Source organism: Stenotrophomonas sp. TWI700 (genome assembly GCF_039673645.1).
GTDB lineage: Bacteria > Pseudomonadota > Gammaproteobacteria > Xanthomonadales > Xanthomonadaceae > Stenotrophomonas > Stenotrophomonas maltophilia_AA.
Window position 1 is genome coordinate 25,515 of the sequence record NZ_JBDJMB010000028.1, and the last position, 16,386, is coordinate 41,900.

Annotated in this window: 7 protein-coding genes; 3 read left to right on the forward strand and 4 right to left on the reverse strand. The window is 70.2% G+C overall.

The features are described 5' to 3' along the window. Positions 1–7 precede the first annotated feature (7 nt). From ABE473_RS16060 to ABE473_RS16075, 4 genes are all read right to left on the reverse strand, one after another. Positions 8–3,535 carry an ATP-binding protein gene (locus tag ABE473_RS16060; protein WP_346490194.1) on the reverse strand — a complete coding sequence of 1,176 codons (3,528 nt, stop codon included), beginning with the start codon at positions 3,533–3,535 and terminating at the stop codon, positions 8–10. A 57-nt stretch (positions 3,536–3,592) separates the two neighbouring features. Continuing rightward, positions 3,593–7,090: a two-component regulator propeller domain-containing protein gene (locus ABE473_RS16065; RefSeq protein ID WP_346490195.1), complete on the reverse strand. Its 3,498-nt coding sequence runs from the start codon at positions 7,088–7,090 to the stop codon at positions 3,593–3,595. After that, positions 7,087–10,572 (reverse strand): ATP-binding protein, encoded by a 3,486-nt coding sequence (locus ABE473_RS16070; RefSeq protein ID WP_346490196.1) that lies wholly within the window; start codon positions 10,570–10,572, stop codon positions 7,087–7,089. Before ABE473_RS16070 ends, ABE473_RS16065 begins: the two co-directional genes overlap by 4 nt. A 207-nt stretch (positions 10,573–10,779) precedes the next feature. Next, positions 10,780–14,328 (reverse strand): ATP-binding protein, encoded by a 3,549-nt coding sequence (locus ABE473_RS16075; protein ID WP_346490197.1) that lies wholly within the window; start codon positions 14,326–14,328, stop codon positions 10,780–10,782. Positions 14,329–14,478: 150 nt separating this feature from the next. Here ABE473_RS16075 and ABE473_RS16080 point away from each other — a divergent pair, with 150 nt between their 5' ends. From ABE473_RS16080 to ABE473_RS16090, 3 genes are read left to right on the forward strand one after another with little or no spacing between them, the layout of a single operon-like run. After that, complete coding sequence (locus ABE473_RS16080) at positions 14,479–15,192, forward strand: YceI family protein (protein ID WP_346490198.1); 714 nt, start codon at positions 14,479–14,481, stop codon at positions 15,190–15,192. Further along, positions 15,189–15,761, forward strand: coding sequence for a cytochrome b (locus ABE473_RS16085; RefSeq protein ID WP_346490199.1), 573 nt, complete (start codon positions 15,189–15,191; stop codon positions 15,759–15,761). Before ABE473_RS16080 ends, ABE473_RS16085 begins: the two co-directional genes overlap by 4 nt. Before the next feature lie 2 nt (positions 15,762–15,763). Further along, a complete protein-coding gene (locus ABE473_RS16090; protein ID WP_176990591.1) occupies positions 15,764–16,330 on the forward strand; it encodes a YceI family protein in 567 nt (188 codons plus the stop codon). The last annotated feature ends 56 nt before the right edge of the window (positions 16,331–16,386 follow it).

Genomic DNA, 16,386 nt, shown 5'->3' on the forward strand with positions numbered 1-16,386 from the left:
TCCGCTGCTACCGGGGGGCGTGCAGGACCAACGCGATCGCCTCCACCAGCAGGTCGCCGGTCACCGGCTTGCGCAGGAACGCATCGAAGCCGGCGTCGCGGGCCTGCTGCTCGATCGACGGATCGGTCCGCGCGGTCACCGCGATCAGAGGCATCTCGAAGCCCTGGCTGCGCAGATGCCCGGCCAACGCGATGCCGCCGAGGCCCGGCAGGTCCAGGTCCATCAGCGCCACATCGAACGGCGCCTCGCTGACCTCGCGCAACGCCGACAATGCGTGCTCGGCATGCACCACCTCATGCCCGCGCGCGGACAACAATCCGCTGACCACTTCCGCCACCGTCAGATCGTCCTCCACCAGCAGGATCCGCAGCGGCGGCAGCACCCATTGCGCGCCCTCGGCGGCACCGGGCGCGCCGGTCGTGCCCGGCTCCAGCGGCAACGGCAGCGTCACCGTGAAGCGGGTCCCCACGCCGAGCTGGCTCTGTACGCCGATCTGTCCCTGCATCGCCAGCGCCAGTTCGCGGCAGATCGCCAGTCCCAGCCCACTGCCGCCGTACTGCGCCGCGGTGCGCGCGCCATCGGCCTGCTCGAAGCGACGGAACAGCCGCTCCTGCTGATCGGCACTGATCCCCGGCCCAGTGTCGGACACCTCGACATGCAGCCCGCGGCCGGGCGTGATCGCGCGCAGCGTCAGACGCACTTCGCCGTGGCTGGTGAACTTGACGGCATTGCCGAGCAGATTGAGCAGGATCTGGCGCACACGCAGTTCATCGCCGACGGTGCGGGTACCGGGCGCCACCGTGTTGTCGACCACGAACCGCACTCCCTTCTGCCCCGCCAGCGCGGCCATCAGCGCGCAGACATCGTCGATCGGCCGCTGCAGCTGGAACGGCTGCGCCTGCAGTTCCAGCCGCCCCGATTCGATCCGCGCCAGGTCCAGCGCATCGTTGACCAGGTGCAGCAGATGCTCACCGGCATGCCGGATCGATTCGGTATAACCGCGCTGCTGCGCGTTCAACGGCGAGGACAGCAGCAGTTCGCTCATGCCCAGCACCCCGGTCATCGGCGTCCGAACTTCGTGGCCCAGGTTCGCCAGGAAACGCGTCTTGGCCATCGAGGCCTGCTCGGCCAGCTCCTGCTTCTGCAGCGCCAGCTGGTAGGCATGCCGGCGCTGCAGCCGGCGCCGGTACAGCCAGGCGAACAGACTGAGCAGCAGCAGCACGACGGAGGTCAGCAGCAACAGCCCCGACAGGCTCCGCCACCACGGCGGCAGCACCCGGAACTCCAGCACCTGCACACGCGACCAGATCTGGTCGGCCGAGCGTGCCTGCACCTCCAGGCGATACCGGCCCGGCGGCAGGCGGGAGAACAGACGCTCGCCCCCGGGCCCCACTTCCACCCAATCGGGGTCGTAGCCGGCCAGGCGGTAGCGGTAGTTGTTGGACGTGGAATCGGCGAACGACAGCAGCCGCGCCACGATCCGCAGATCGCGGTCGCCATCGGCGATGTCCAGCGGCACCGCATGGGTCAGGTCCAGCACGCGCTCGCCGCGGCGCACCTCGACCCGCTCGATCACCAGCGGCGCACGGCGCGTGGCGGGCTTGACCTGCGCGGGATCGAACATCACCACCCCGGCTGGCGTGCCGCCGACGATGCGCCCGCTCGCGGTCAGCGTCAGCGTGCGGCGACGGAATTCCTGGCTGGGCAGGCCATCGTGCACGCCATACTGGCGCACGCTGCCGACCTGCGGATCGACCCGCACCAGCCCACGTGCGTTGGCCGCCCATACCACGCCCTGCCGGTCCACCACTACGCCGTTCGCGGTGATCGCCGGATAGCCCGCACCGCTACCGATCACCTCCTGCAGGGTCAGCCGATCGCCCTGCCAGCCGTAGTGCGAGAGCTTGCCTTCTTCGGACAGCCACACACTGTCATCGCCGGCCAGCGCCATGGCGTGGACGCCGGCAGAAGGGCCGCCCGGCAAGGGCGCAAAACGCGACTCCGCCGCCACCCACTCCAGCAGACCCTGCCCTGTGGCCACCCACAGGCGATCCTGCGGGCCACACTGGATGTCCAGCACGCCCTGGCCGATCTTCAGCCCGGCATGGCCCAGGGCGACCCGGTGCAGCACGCGCCCGTCGAGATCACGTTGCTGCAGTCCGTTGGCCGACGCTGTCCACAGGCGCTGGCCATCGCACAGTGCCAAGGATTCGATCGGGCCTTCCATCGGCGCATCGACCGCTGCATCGCGCCCCCAACGCCGGATCCGCTTCTGGCCGGGGTCGTAGCGCAGCAGCGCATCCCAGGACCCGATCCAGACCTGACCACGCGGGTCCTCGAGCACCGACTGCAGCCACTGCGTGCCATCCACCCAGGTCCGGTGCTGCTCGACCTTCCCGCTCACCGGGTCGAACTTGTCCAACGCGCCATGCGTACCGACCGTCCACACGCCCCCGTCGGCGGCCGCGCCCATGCCCAGCACATAGGCGTTGCGCAGTGATGCTGGATCATCTTCCAGCCGCGAGAGCACCGAGAACTGCCACCAGCGTGGCAGCAGGTGCCACAGCCCGCCGTTGGTGCTGGCCAACCAGATGCCGCCCTCGCGATCTTCGTAGGCGCCGGTCCAGTTCGGCCGCACCTGGCCACGGGCGATCGCGCTGTACAGCGGCACCTGCTGGAACTGACCGTCCATGGCGCGCCCCAACCCGGAGCGCGTGTCGAGCCAGTACCCGCCCTGTTCGTCGCGCAGCATCATCCCCAGGATCTGATCACCTTCGGCAACCGTCCACGGCGCCGGCGCGAAGCGACCGTCCGGGCGGCGCACGGTGACCCCGGCATTGCTGTTGATCCACAGGCTGCCGTCCGGCTCGGCGGTGAGCCCGGTGATGACGCGCGCCGACAACTGCGCGCTCGGCACCCGTTCGAAATCGTGCCCGGTCCAGCGCGCCAGGCCCGCCTGCGATCCGATCCACAACGTGCCATCGAGCGTGGTGGTGAGATAGCCGACCGAGGCGGCCGGCAGGCTGCGTGGATTGCCGGGCTCGGGCATGAAGCGGGTCAGCGTTCCGTCGCGCTCGAGCCGATGCAGCCCGCCCTGGTAGGTGCCGAACCAGATCGCGCCGTCGGGCGTGGAGGCCACGCTCCAGATCGTGTTGCTGCCGATCCCGGGATGGCTGTTGCGGTCGTAGAAGCGGATGTCGCGCCGATCGGCCGACATCATCGCCAGGCCGGCATTCTCCGTGCCGATCCACAACTGGTTGCGCGCATCCACGTGCACGCTCCAGACATGGTTGTCGCGCAGGCCATCCTCGGCGCGCCAGATCCGGTAGTTGCGGCCGTCGTAACGGGCCAGGCCATCGTTGGTGGCGATCCACAGGTAGCCGTAGCGATCCTCGGCCATGCGGTTGACGGTGTTGGACGGCAGACCATCGAACACGGTCAGCTGCCGCGGCGTCGGCGGTACCGGCTGGGCCGACGCGACCGCCGGCCAGAGCACACACAGGCCGATCAGCAACGGCCACAGCACACGCAACACCTGATGGCTCTCCCGGGTCTGTCCGTGGATTCACTGCCGTCGCCCGGAATGGGCCTGTCACCCCCGACCACCCCGGTCATCGGGCAACGCCCCGCATAGTAAACCGTTCCCCGGGCCGGCACGATCCACGTTCCTTGCCATGATCCGCTGCATCGCCGCGTGCAGTGCATCGCCCTGCAGCGGCTTGTGCAGCAGACCGTCGGCCCCGGCAGCAGTGACCGTGGCCTCCAGGTCCGGATCCCGACGGGCCGTGAGGATCAGTACCGGCAGGCGCTGGTCGCGCTGGCGCAGCAGCCGCAGCAGCGACAGTCCGTCCATGCCCGGCAGATCCAGATCCAGCAGCATCAGCTGCGTGCCTGGCCGGGCCAGCGCAGTCAACGCCGCCAGCGCATGCCCGGCAGCAACCACCGCGTGACCCCGCATGCGCAGCAGGCCGGTGACGACCTCGGCCACGAGAGGATCGTCTTCCACCAGCAGGACCTGCAGGCCATCGTGGTCAGCCACCGTCACCTGCGGATCGGGCAGTTGCGTGCCGCAACCGGCCAGCGGCAGGCTCAACACGGCCTGCCAGCGATGATCGGGCAACTGCAGCACCCGCAGCTGTCCCTGCATCGCAGCAGCCAGCACGTCCACGTCGGCCAACCTCTCGCGCACCGCTTCCAGCGCCGGCGATGGAAGCGCACCGGGCACCGCGATGATATCCAGCAGCAGGCCGGTGCCGCCCGGCAGCCAGGCCATGCGCAGGGTCACGCGGGGCGCCCCGACCTGCAGGGCGAGCTCCCGCGCGAGCAGGTGGACGGCCTGTCGCAGCCGGTCCGGATCGCCGGTGCGACAGGCACCCGCCGGTAGTGGAGGGCCCAGCGACAGCCGGCAACCGTGCAGATCCAGACAGGCAGCCAGCGCGGCCTCCATGTCCATCCTCCAGGGTCCGATGGCGAAACGACGCGGCTGGAGACGTACTTTTCCGGCCTGCAGCCGGGCGTTCTCCAGCGCTTCGTCGACCACCTGCAGCAAGGCGCGCCCTCCCTGCTCGATGTGCAGTACCTGCTTCCGCGCGTGCGCTGACAGCGGCCCGGCCAGGAGCAGCTCGCTCATCCCCAGCACGGCGGTCAACGGCGTCCGCACTTCGTGGCCGAGCGTGGCCAGATACTGTTCCTTGGCCTGCGCGGCCCGCTCGGCGCGCGCCTGCCGGCGTGTCGCTGCGCGCCGGGCGTTCGCCCGCGCCTGGTGGCGTCGCACAGCGCCTGCCAGCAGCACCGCGCCGCCCATGGCGACCAGGCAGAACAACGCCCATGCGCCCGGATGGGCCCAGCCGTTGTGGTCCACCTGCAGGCGTACCTGCTGCAGCGGCGTCCACTCTCCGTCCACGCCACGCGCCTGGAACTCGAGCACATGGGCACCGGCCGGCAGGCGTGGAAACCCACGCGTCCCGCGTTGTCCCGCGCGGACCCACGCCGGGTCCTGCCCGCGCAGCCGGAACCGATAGTCGGTCACGCCACGCTGGCCGCCGGACAGCAGCCTTGCCGACAGCTGGATGTCGCGATCGTCGGCGTTGAGCCGTAGTGGATCGCCCACAGGCAGCTCGATCCATCGCCGCTGTCGACGCACCTGCACACGATCGATGACCAGCAGCGGAGGGTCGGTGGTCGCGGTCATGCCGGCCGGATCCAGTGCCAGCACGTCGCCGGCCAGATCCATCGCCAGCAGATGACCGCCGACCGCGACCAGGCCGAGGTCGAACACCATCGGCGGCAGGCCATCATCGACCGTGTACAACCGGGCGCTGCGGCGGTCGGGCGCCAGCCGCACCACGCCACGCGCGGTGGTGGCCCACAGCGCCCCATCAACTGCATCGGCCAATCCCCGCGGCAGCACCCCCGGCAGCCCCTGCGTCGCGTCGATGCGTGTGGAGCGATGCAGGCGAGCAGACGCGCGCCGGAAGGCGGTCCAGCCGTCCGGATCAGCCGCCCACAGCTGGCCGTCGGCGGCCAGGTGCAGCGCCCCGACCGCGCGGCGTGGGCCGCCCGGCACGAGATCAAAGCGAGCGTGCCCCGGTTGCCACTGTTTGAGTCCGTCGCTGTCGCCCAGCCACAACTGCCCGGCAGGGTCGCATTGCAGGACAAACGGGGTGCCTCCCGGACGCAGCCGCACTGCCTCATACGTGCGCTCGAGCAGGACCTGGCCGTCCTCCGCACGCCGCTGCAGCCGACCATTGCCGGCCAGCCACACCCCGCCATCGCAGGCCAGCAGGGCGGCCTGCGTCGACGTCGCCGGCCCGGCATCGTCCGCACCCACCCGCCAGCGCCGCCGCACCCCCCGCGCCGGATCGATCCGGGTCAACCACGGGGCCGCGAACACCCACACCCTGCCCTGTGCGTCTTCGACCACCGCGTGGCGATCGGGACGCAGAGGATTCTGCGTGTAGGACCACCGGGCCCGCGAAAACCCGTGTACCGGTGAGACCTTGCCCAGCCACCCGCCTCGCGCCCACCACGCCTGCCCATCGGTCGCGGCGGCCAGCCCGCCCGACGCAGCGGCCGGTGGATCGCCCGGTGCCGTGAACCGCTCGAGGTGCCGCCACTGCGCGCCGAGCCGCCACACCCCCTGATGGCTGCCCAGCAACCAGACCCGTCCCTGCCGGTCTTCGACCACCCGCACGATGCGCGGCATGCTGCGCCCGTGCAGGTGGGGCAGCGTGATTGCATGGCGGTCCTGCCCGTGCCGGTCCTGCCACCACAGCTGCCCGCCGTCGGCAAACCAGTCTCCGCCAGCCCGGCTCGGGCCGAGCCACCGTGCCGGTTCGCGGGGCCGGGGTGCCGGCTGCAACGAGGGCGGGTACCGCACCTCGGTGCCGTCGGCGGTACTCACACGCATCGCGCCCTGCGCATCGCGCCCCAGCGCCGTCACCGGCAGCAGGGAGGCGCCCAGCATCGCCGGCGTCTGGAACCGATCGTCATGCCACCGCGCCAGACCCGCCGCACTGCCGATCCATACCCCCCCCTGCGGATCGGCCGCGAGGTGGTTCACCCGTGCCGACGGCAGGCCGCCGCCCCCGGCGCCAGGCAGGTACTGGCGCAGCCGGCGATCAGGTCCCAGCCGGAACAGTCCGGCGTCGCGGGTGCCGAACCAGACGCTGCCCTCGTCCATCGGCAGGATCGCCAGCACCGGGCTGGTCGCGGCGGCCGACGCGCGTGGCCCGGCCCACCGCTCAAACTGCTGGCGATCGGCCGACAGTCGCTGCAGGTAGCCATTCGCGGTCCCGATCCAGAGCTGGTCGCGGGCATCCAGCGCCATGCTGCGCACCTCGTTGTCGGCCAGGCCGTGCTCCATGCGCCACACCCGGAAGCCACTCCCGTCGTAGCGGGCCAGGCCATCGCCGGTCGCGAACCAGAGGTAACCCTGCCGGTCCTCGACGATCTGATGCACCACATTGGATGGCAGGCCGTCCACGGTGGTGACGCGCGCACCGTGGCTCGGCAGCGCCAGTGCCGACACCGCCGGCAGCAGCCCGCATAGAAGCACACCGACCCATCGCCGTCGCAGCCCGTGCTTCATGCGACGCGCCTGCAGCGTGCCAGGCCATCGGCCAGCGCCGCCCGACTCACCGGCAGCCGCAGGAACACATCGAAACCTGCTGCCATGGCCTCACGCTGGGCCCCGGCATCCGCGCGCGGGGTCAAGGCGATCCGTGGCACCCCCGGCCAGCAGCGCGACAATCGCGCACCCGCCCGTTCACCGCCCACGCGCAGGTCGGGGTCGACCACGATCACATCCCAGCCCATGCCCTCGCCCGCTGCGCTCGGCACGTCATCGAGCCCCGGCACATATCGCGCCGAATGCCCCAGCGATGCCAGCGTTGCCGGCAGCACCTGGCCGACCACCGGCAACGGATGCACCACCAGCACCTGCAACTGTCCGGCACCGATGGGTTCTGCACGCGCGTACAACGGCGTGCCTGCCTCACCGGCCTCAACGCAGGGCAACGGCAGGCAGACGTCGAAGCAGGCGCCCTCGCCGGGACGGCTGCTGACGGTGATGTCGCCGCCCATGGCCAGCGCCAGATCGCGGGAGATGGACAACCCCAGGCCACTACCGCCATGGCCTGCGGCCGTCCGTGCACCTTCGGCCTGTTCGAAGCGCTGGAACAGCCGCTGGCATTGCGCGGACGTCATGCCGGGACCGGTATCGAGCACCCGCAGCAGCACGCCATCACGCCCGTCCGCCCACCGCGCTTCCAGCCGGACCGTGCCCTGCGCGGTGAACTTCAGAGCATTGCCCACCAGGTTGAGCAGGATCTGGCGCAGGCGTCGCGCATCGCCGATGAAGCAGATCGACGCCGGCATGGTGCTGGACCACTCCAGCACCAACGCCTTGGCCTGTGCCACCGGCAACAACAGCGCATGCAGTTCTTCGATCAGATCCTGGAGCGCGAACGGTGCCGGCTGCAGTTGCAGCTGTCCCGACTCGATGCTGGCCATGTCCAGCGCATCATCCACCAGCCGCAACAGGTGTTCGCCGGCGTAATGGAGGCTGTTGATCCGGTTGCGCTCCATCGCGGCGAGCGGCGCGCGCAGCAGCAGTTCGCTCCAGCCCAGCACGGCGGTCATCGGCACGCGGATGCGCGCGCCCAGCGCGGTCAGGAAGCGGGTGTGCTGTACGGATGCGCGTTCGGCATGCTGCTGCCGACCGTGCAGCCAGCGCCAGCGCCGCTGCCGCCGGCGACGCGTTTTATAGCCGCACGCCCCCAGCCACGCCACGCCGATCGCGGCGGCTGCGGCGGCCCACCGCGCCAGCGGCGTCTGCCACCACGCCGGCGCGACCTGCAAGGTGACCCGGCGCGACGGCGACCAGCTTCCGTCGCCCTGACGGGCCTGTACCTCCAGCACCTGCAGACCTGCCGGGAGACGTTCGAACACGCGCAGCCCGGCGGCACCGCTTTCCTGCCACTCCGGATCATGCCCCTGCAGCCGGAACCGGTAGCGCACATGGGCCTGATCGCCATCGCTGAGCAGGCGCGCGGCGACGCGGATGTGCCTGTCCGCCCCCGACAGCGGCACTGGCCCGGTGCCGACCGGCACGCTGATCTGCGCGTTGCCGCGACGGGCGGTAATGGCGTGTATTACCAGGCCCGGCGTTCGTGCCGGACGCAGCACGGCCACCGGGTCGAAGAACAGCACACCGCCCTCATGCACCGCTGCGACCACATGGTCGCCGGCGGTTCGCACCAGCCGACGTGGCAACACATCATGCGCCGGCAGGCCATCGTCGCTGCCGAAACGACGTACACCGCCCGCATGCGGATCGACGCGGACCAGGCCACGCGCGTCGCCGGCCCATGCCACACCGCGCGCGTCGATCACCAGCGCGCGTGCAAGCAGCTGCGGATACCCATGCGCCGGACCAAAACCGTGCGTCATGCGCAGCCGCTGCCCATCCCACCGATAGCGGCGCAGCATGCCCGGACTGCTGATCCAATAGTGGCCGTGCCCGCCGCGTGCGATCGCACCCACCTCGTCACGGGGTGCGCCTTCGACGGAGGCGAAGCGCTCCTGTGCAGGCAGCCAGCGCTTCACGCCGCTGCGATCCACCGCCCACAGCTCGCCATCGTCGGTACACAGCAATTGCGGGCCGTGCGCCGGCGGCACCAGGCCAAGTGTCTGTGGCACGGCGGACCACTGCAGCGCGCCCTCGGCATCGCGTCGCTGGATGCGGTCCGAGCGGGCCAGCCAGAGCGAGCCGTCGCCGCAGGCCTGCAGGTCCACCGCGCCCGTACCGCCCTCCCACCCCAGCAACCAGTGCCGCAACCGGCCGGTACCGGGCACGTAACGGGACAACGTGTTGCCGCTGGTCACCCATACCTGGCCGCGGCGATCTTCGGCCATGCCCACGGCACCCGTGCGCAGACGCGCGGGGCGGTAGTCGAAGCCACGGTCGGCGCGCCCGGTACGCAGGTCCACGCGCTGCACGCTGCCGCTCTCGCTGGCCACCCACACCTGCGCGTCGCCGGCGGGTGCCAGCGCAAGGACATGGTCGCCGTCCAGTCCCGGTCCGCCGTCGCGTGCGCCCGGCAGCAGCGTGAACTGGTGCCAGCGCGCGGGCAGATGCCACAGCCCCTGGCTGCGACCGATCCACCACAGGCCCCCGACCCGGTCTTCCAGGGCCTGACCGACCGCGGCGGCCTTGAGCGTGGTGCCATCGTGCCCGCGCAATGGCACGGGCTGCGGCGCTTTGCCGCGCGCATGGCGCAGCAGGCCCGCAGCTCCGCTGGTCCACAGTTCTCCCGCCGTACTGCGCAGCAGGGGTATGTCGGGGTGCGCGGGCCGGGGCAGTACTGCACCGTCGGCCGTCCAGCGATACACGCCCCCTCGCGTTTTCGCCCACACGCCCCCGTCGGGATCGGGCCACAGCGAGTGAACATCACCGCGCGCATCCGGTGGCAACGGCACGGCCAGGAAGCGGTCGCCCTCGCGCCGCAGCACGCCCTCGGGCGTACCGACCCAGAGCCGGCCATCGCGATCGGTGACCAGGGCGGTCACCCGCGCGACCGGAACGGCCTGCGGCTGCAGCGGCACGACCTGCCAACGGCCATCGGCATGCCGCGCGAACAGCCCGTTTCCGTTGGTCCCGACCCAGAGCATCCCCTCCGGCGTGCTGGTGATCTGCACGATCCCGGTGCGCGGCAACAGCACGCTCGCGTCGCCCGGCACCGGCTGGATCACGCGCCGATCGGCGGAGACCATGACCAGTCCCTCCGAGGCCGTCGCCAGCCAGAGTCGATCCTGTGCATCGACATGCAGCGCGCGCAGGTCCACGTCCGGCAACCCCTGCTCACGGCGCCACGCGCGGAAGCGATGGCCATCGAAACGCAGCAGGCCGTCATCGCTGGCGAACCACAGGTAGCCGACGCGGTCTTCGCCGATCGCACGGATGGCCGAGGTCGGCAGCGCGTCTGCAGGGCCCATCGGCCGCGGCCACGGCAACGTGACCAGGGTGCCGGCGGCGGCAAGCGCTGGCAGCCAGAGGATGACCCCCAGCATCACCCCCACCCACCGCCGGCCCACCGGTTCGGATCGGCCTCCTGCCACACGCACCCCGACCGCCTCCGCTGCTTGAACAGCACGGTACGTCAACGCCGCGCGAACGCAGCCGTCCAGAACGGGACCACGTCACATGATGACCAGTGAAGTTTCAGATCAACAATCAGGAATCAAGACGAATCGGCAATCGCAACAGCATGCGACCGCTCAATACCGGGGAGGTTTGCCCGCGCGCGCCTGTGCGATCGCATCGACCAGCATGTCGCCGGTCACCGGCTTGCGCAGGAAGCCATTGAATCCGGCCGCCAGCACCTGCTGCTCGGCATACGCATCCGAGCGCGCAGTCACCGCGATCAAGGGCAGTTCATAGCCCATGGCGCGCAGTTGCCCGGCAATCGCGAGGCCATCCAGCGCCGGCAGATCCAGATCGAGCAGACCCACATCGAAGCTGCCGGCTGCCACCTCCGACAATGCCGCCAGGCCGTGCAGCACATGCACCACCTCGTGCCCGCGCGAGCGCAGCAGCCCGGCGATGACATCGGCGACGGTGGCATCGTCTTCGACCAGCAGGATCCGCAGCGGCGGCAACTGCGTGCGCGTCTCCTGACCCGGATCACGCGGCGTGCCGAGCGGCTGCACGGTCCAGGGCAGCGGCAGCGATACCGTGAAGCGGGCGCCATCGCCGAGCCGGCTGTCGATCTGGATGCGGCCGCCCATCGCCACCGCCAGTTCCTGGCAGATCGCCAGGCCCAGGCCGCTGCCGCCATAGCGCGAGGCGGTCCGCGGACCGTCGGCCTGTTCAAAGCGATGGAACAGCCGCTCCTGCTGGTCCTGGTTGATCCCCGGCCCGGTGTCGGAGACCTCGAAGATGATCGTGCGGCCGTCGTCGGCCAGCTCGACACCGAGCCCGACATGGCCGTGCTCGGTGAATTTGATCGCGTTGCCGAGCAGGTTCATCAGGATCTGGCGTACGCGCATCTCATCGCCACTGACCTGCACCGGACCGGGCAGATTGAAGCTGCGTTCGAAGGCCAGCCCACGGTGATGGGCCATCGGTTCCATCAGCGCCTCGACCTGGTCGAGCAGGGACATCAGATCGAACGGCCGCAGATCCAGCTCCAGCCGCCCCGCCTCGATCCGGGCCAGATCCAGCGCATCGTTGACCAGCCGCAGCAGGTGTTTGCCGGCGTGCTGGATCGACCCGGCATAGCCACGCTGCACCTCGTCCAGCGACGTGGACAGCAGCAGTTCGCTCATGCCCAGCACCCCGGTCATCGGCGTGCGCACTTCATGCCCGAGCGTGGCCAGGAACCGGCTCTTGGCCTGCGAGGCCTGCTCGGCCAACTGCTGCTTGTGCACCGTCAACTGCCATTGCTGGCGACGGCGCAGGCGCGCACGCGCCACGTAGGCCAGCACCGCGATGCCGACCAGGCCGAGCAGCACGTAGCCCACGATCGCCCAGCCACTGCGCCACCACGGCGGGCGCACCTCCAGCTCCAGCGTGCTCGGCGGCGTCCACGCGCCCTGCGACGTGGCCGCCTGCACCTCGATGCGGTAATGCCCCGCCGGCAGGCGCGACAGCATCCGCTCCCCATCGGCGGCCTGCATCACCCAATTCTGGTCGTAGCCGGACACCCGGTAGCGGTAGCGGTTGCCCTGCGGATTGGCGAAGGACAGCAGGCGGGCGGACACGATCAGGTCGCGGTCCTGCGGTCCCAGCACGATGGGCGCCTGGGTCGGCAGCATCTGCTGGCCTTCGGCATCGTCGCGGCGCACCTGCACGCTGTCGATCACCAGCTGCGAGGGCGGCAGCACCCTGTCCGCCGCATCCGGATCGAAGCCGACCAGCCCGGTCGCGGTCACCGCCAGGACCCGGCCATCGCGCGCCTGCACCGGCGGGCGATTGCTGAACTCCACGTCCGGCAAGCCATCGCGCTCGCCATACAGGCGCAGCCGCCGCTCGGCACTGTTCCAGCGGATCAGGCCGCGTGGCGTGGTCGCCCATACCTGCCCATCGCTACCCAGCGCCAGGCCGCCCATCGAAACCGCGGGCAGTCCCTCGGCCGCCCCGACGCGTTCGCGCAGGCTCATGCTCAGGCCATCCCAGCGATAACGCTCCAGCGCACCCTGGCGTGCCAGCCACAGTTCATCCTGGCCGGTCCACGCCGCGTCGTAGATGCTGCCGCGGGAGATGCCCGGCACCTGCTCGAAGCGGTCGTTGTGCCATCGCATCAGGCCCATCGCGTCGCCCATCACCCAGAGCTGCCCGCGCGGATCAAACACCATCTGCTCGACCGGATTCTCGGTCAATCCGCGGTTCTGGTCATTGCGGATGGTATCGAGCACGTTGCCCTGTGCATCGCGGCGCTGGATGCCGAAGTTCATCACCGACAGCCACAGCTCGCCGTTGGGCGCCTGGCGGATCAGGTCGATGCGCTGGCGCACATCGGCGCCGCCCCCGATCTTCCAGTCGCGCAGCGTGCGTGTCGCGGGCTGGTACAGGCTCAACCGACCGGCGCGGCCGAGCCATACCGCGCCGTCCTCGCGGGGCAGCAGCGACCACGTCGCGCCCACACCGATCTGCGTGTCGTCGGCGATCTGCCGCAGCTGGCCCTGCGCATCCAACGTGTACAGGCCGTGCGCACCGGAGATGTAATAGGTGTCGCCGAGCGCTGCCGCGCCGAGCAGATAGACGCTGTCCAGCGGTTTGCCGTCGAGCTGGTACCAGCTGGAGAAGCGCTTCCAGTCCGGTGGCAGATACGCCAGCCCCTGGGTCAGCATCGCCACCCACAGGCCGCCTTCGTGGTCCTGCAGCATGTCCAGCACGCCGCTGCGGGCGGTCAGGAAGCCACTGCCGGCATCGCCCGCAAGCAAGCGTGCGGTGCGCGCATCACCGCGGTACAGGCCATCGGCCGTCCCCAGCCAGTAGCCGCCGTTGCGATCGTGGATGACGGTGGCCGCGCGCACGTCCGCGCTGAGCGTCCAGGGCGCGGGCCGGACCTGGTCATCGGCACCGATCCGGAACAGGCCGCCTTCGGTTCCCGCCCAGACCGTGCCGTCGGGCTCACGGGTGAGGCGGAACACGCTCTTGCCGCCGAGCAGCGCCGGCGCGATGCGGGTGAAGCCGTCGCCATCCCAGCGGGCCACGCCGTTGGAGGTGCCCACCCAGACCCGCCCCTGCGGATCGGCCAACAGACTGTAGATGGTGTTGTCGGGCAGGCTGCGCGGATCGTCCGGGGCGGCCTGGTACCTGACCAGGGTGCCGTCCTCGCCGCGCCGGCAGATGCCGTGCTGGTTGGTGCCGATCCACAACGATTGCGAGGCATACGCCAGCGACCAGAACTGGCCTTCGCAGGCCTCGCCCAACGCAGGAAAGCGGGTGAACGCGGCGCGGTCGGGACCGAGCATGCTCAGGCCGACCCCGTTGCTGCCCACCCAGACGCGATCCAGTGGATCGATCAGCAGCGTTTCCACCTCGTTGCCGGGCAGCGAACCCGGGTCGGCCGGATCATTCCGCCAGACCCGCAGGCCCACGCCATCCACCCGGGCCAGGCCATCATCGGTACCGGCCCAGATATATCCCTGCCGATCCTGGGCCAAGGCCAGCACCATGCGCGAGGGCATGCCCTCGGCCGCGCCGAGGCGGCGCAAGCGTGGCGTTTCTGCCGATGTCCCTGCGGCTTCCAACACTGACGGCACTGCGCACAACCACAGCCCCAACAGCACGATGCCTGCACCCCAGCGGCGCGTGCTCATCGATCCGGTCTCCCTGTTGGTACGGATTGTCACACAGCGATCAGGACGGTGTCCGCATCCTGGCCGCGCTGCCGTGGATGGAACGGCTGTTGTCGGCCGCACCACGATCTGTTGCAGCCATGCGCTGCATCCCGGCACACGGCTGTGCGTATGATCGCCCCAGACCCCGACGGAGCCAGCGCCTTGCTCACGCGCCTGACCCTTGCCCTGCTGCTGGCGGCCACCCCGCTGCTGGCCATCGCCGCCCCTGACCGCTATCGGCTCGATCCGGTGCACACCCGCGTGCTGTTCGCGGTCGAACATGCCGGCTTCTCGCATGCACTCGGCACCGTGTCCGGCAGCGTAGGCGTGCTGGTGTTCGATCCGGACGACTGGCGCACGGCGCGGCTGGACGTCAGCGTGCCGATCCAGCGCCTGGACCTGGGCGACGCCAAATGGAACACGGCCACGCTGGCGCGCAACCTGCTCGATGGCGAGCGCTTCCCCGAAGCGCGGTTCGTCTCGACCCGGGTCGAACCGATCGATCCGACCCACGCCAACGTCATCGGCCAGCTCACCGTGCGTGGCGTCACCCGCGAGGTCACCCTGGCGGTGACCCTCAATGCGCTCAAACGCCACCCGCTGCCACCGTTCCGCCGTACCGCCGGCTTCTCGGCCACCGCCACGCTCAGCCGCAGTGCCTTCGGCGTGGATGGCTGGGCCTCGATGATCGGCGATGAGGTGCAGCTGCGGATCGAGGCCGAAGCCGTGCGTGATCGCAACGCCGGCGATCCGGCTGATGCCGCGCCCACCGATGCGCCGGGAACTCCGGCCGCCCCGGCCGACTCAGACACCCCACAGCCGGTCCAGGAGACCACGCCATGACCGCCAAGAACACTCCGACCCGCTGGGGCGGCGTCAGCCAGACCCTGCACTGGCTGATCGCCGTGCTGATCCTCGCCCTCGGCATCGTCGGGTTGACCATGGGCGAACTGCCCAGGACCCCGAAGTACTTCTGGGTCTACACCCTGCACAAATCGATCGGCATCACCGTGCTGGCGCTGGTCGTGACCCGCCTGCTGTGGCGCCTGTACGCCGGCGCACCCCATCCGGTGCCGGGCACGCCGACCTGGCAGGAGCGCATCGCCTCGGCGACGCATTGGCTGCTGTACGTGCTGATGTTCGCCCTTCCACTGTCGGGCTGGCTGTACGACTCGGCCAGCGGCCTGCGCCCGTTCCGCTGGTTCGGCCTGATCGACGTGCCGAAGCTGAGCCCACCGGACGAACGCGTCACCCAGATCTCGCACGCCATCCATGAGTGGGGCTTCTGGCTGCTGATCGCCGTGGTCGTGGCCCATGCCGGTGCCGCGCTTTATCACCATTTTTACCAACGCGATGCCACGCTTGCGCGCATGCTCCCGCAGCGCTGGCTTGCCTCCCCCCAGAAGGATTGACCATGAACATCAAGCTCACCTCCCCCGCCGCGGTCGCCGCCGCCCTGGCCGGCCTGCTGGCCACCGCCCCGGTCCTGGCCGCCGATTACGTGCAGGCACCTGGCTCGGTACTGGCCTTCGCCACCAAGTACGACGGCGAAGTGTTCACCGGCACCTTCCCGGGCTTCGATACCAAGATCAGCTTCGATCCGGCCAAGCTGGATGACGCCAAGCTGGAAGTGACCATTCCGCTGGCCGGCGCCAAGAGCGGCAACAGCGACCGCGATTCGACCCTGCAGGGCGCGGACTTCTTCAACGTGGGCAAGTTCGCCCAGGCCAAGTACAGCGCCACCAAGTTCCGCTCGCTGGGCAACAACCAGTACGCCGCCGACGGCACGCTGGAACTGCGCGGCGTGAGCAAGCCGGTCACCCTGACCTTCACCTGGACGCCGGGCGCGCAGCCCGTGCTGGCCGGCAAGGCCACGGTCAAGCGCCTCGACTTCGGCGTGGGCGGCGGCGACTGGGCCGACACCAAAACGATCCCTAACGAGACCGCGATCAGCACCAAGGTGGTCCTGAAAGCGAAGTAACGCCATCGGTAGTGCCGGCCGCTGGCCGGCTCCTCGCGCGGTGATCGACTCCGGGG